This is a genomic window from Streptomyces sp. NPDC001787, assembly GCF_040297465.1.
GTDB lineage: Bacteria > Actinomycetota > Actinomycetes > Streptomycetales > Streptomycetaceae > Streptomyces.
In genome coordinates, this window is the sequence record NZ_JBEOZE010000071.1 from 1 (window position 1) to 1,771 (window position 1,771).

The 1,771-nt window shown below is 70.9% G+C and carries 2 protein-coding genes; both read right to left on the reverse strand.

Annotated elements, in window-relative coordinates; translation table 11 throughout:
* The coding region (locus tag ABT170_RS40580; protein WP_351876293.1) for an electron transfer flavoprotein subunit alpha/FixB family protein at positions 1 to 764 on the reverse strand (764 nt) is incomplete at its 3' end.
* A gap of 207 nt (positions 765 to 971) precedes the next feature.
* Positions 972 to 1,757 carry an electron transfer flavoprotein subunit beta/FixA family protein gene (locus tag ABT170_RS40585; RefSeq protein ID WP_329940168.1) on the reverse strand — a complete coding sequence of 262 codons (786 nt, stop codon included), beginning with the start codon at positions 1,755 to 1,757 and terminating at the stop codon, positions 972 to 974.
* Positions 1,758 to 1,771 lie beyond the last annotated feature (14 nt).

Sequence of the window (1,771 nt, forward strand, 5' to 3'; positions counted from 1 at the left end):
ACCGACTTGCCGGTCTGCCCGACCTGGCTGGAGTGCGGGTACCACCCGGCGTCGACCGCGGCACGCGAGGCACCGACCGCCGCGCCGAGGGAGTCCGCGAGCGCCTCGATCAGCGGGAAGTTCTCCGCCCCGTTCACCCCCCGGCCCCCGGACACCACGATCGCGGCCTCGGTCAGCTCGGGACGCCCCGTCGACTCCCGCGGCGTCCGCGACAGGACCCGCGCCGCCGTCGACAGGTCCGAGAACTCCACCGCGAGCTCCTCGACCGTGCCCGCGGCCGGCGCCGCCCCGACCGGCGCCGAGTTCGGCTTCACCGTGATCACCGGAACACCCCTCACGACCCGCGACCGCGTCGTGAACGACGCCGCGAACGCGGACTGCACCGCGACCGGCCCCTCCTCGCCCGCCTCCACGTCCACCGCGTCCGTGATGACCCCCGAACCCGTACGCACCGCGAACCGCGCCGCGATCTCCTTCGCCTCCGCCGACGACGGCAGCAGCACCGCCACCGGCGACACCGCCCCGAACGCCGCCACCAGCGCGTCGACCTGCGGCACCACCAGATAGTCCCCGAACTCCGGACCCTGCGCGGTCAGCACCCGCACCGCACCGTGCTCCGCGAGCACCCCCGCCGTCCCGGCCGCACCGGCACCCACCGCCACCGCCACCGGATCACCCAGCCGCCGCGCCAGCGTCAGCAGCTCCAGCGTGGGCTTACGGACCGCACCGTCCACATGATCGACAAAAACCAGAACTTCAGCCATGACAAGAACTCCCGCACATACGAAGAAACAGGTAGAGGAACACACACCACCCACCGCACCACCCGGACCGGACGACCCGGACGAACCCCGGACGACCCGGACGAACCGAATGGATCCCGGACGAACCCCGGGACGACCTCGAAGGATCCGGACGGATCCGGACGGATCCGGACCGGACACGGCCGGCCGCGGCGGGCGGGAGACGCGTCAGATGAACTTCTGCGCCGCGAGGAACTCGGCCAGCCGCCTGCCGCCCTCACCCTCGTCCTTCACGACCGTGCCCGCCGTCCGCGCCGGACGCTCCGCCGCCGCGTCCACGGCCGTCCACGCACCACCCAGACCGACCTCGTCCGCCCCGATCCCCAGATCATCCAGATCCAGCGACTCCACCGGCTTCTTCTTCGCCGCCATGATCCCCTTGAACGACGGATACCGCGCCTCGCCCGACTGGTCCGTCACCGACACCACCGCCGGCAACGACGCCTCCAGCACCTCACTGGCCGTGTCACCGTCCCGGCGCCCCCGCACCGCACCGTCCCCGACCGACACCTCCGACAACAACGTCACCTGAGCCACCCCCAGCCGCTCCGCGAGCAACGCCGGCAGCACACCCATCGTGCCGTCCGTCGACGCCATCCCACAGATCACCAGATCGAACCCGGCCCTCCCGACCGCCTTCGCCAGCACCAGCGACGTCCCCATCGCGTCCGAACCGTGCAGAGCGTCGTCCTCCACATGAACAGCCCTGTCCGCACCCATCGACAACGCCTTGCGCAACGCGTCCTTCGCGTCCTCGGGACCCACCGTCAGCACGGTCACCTCAGCCCCGTCCACCCCGTCCGCGATCCGCAACGCCTGCTCGACCGCGTACTCGTCCAGCTCCGACAACAGACCATCGACATCCTCACGGTCCACCGTCAGGTCATCGGCGAAACGCCGGTCACCGGTCGCGTCGGGCACATACTTCACACAGACAACGATCCTCAAGCTCACGCCGGCTCTCCTAC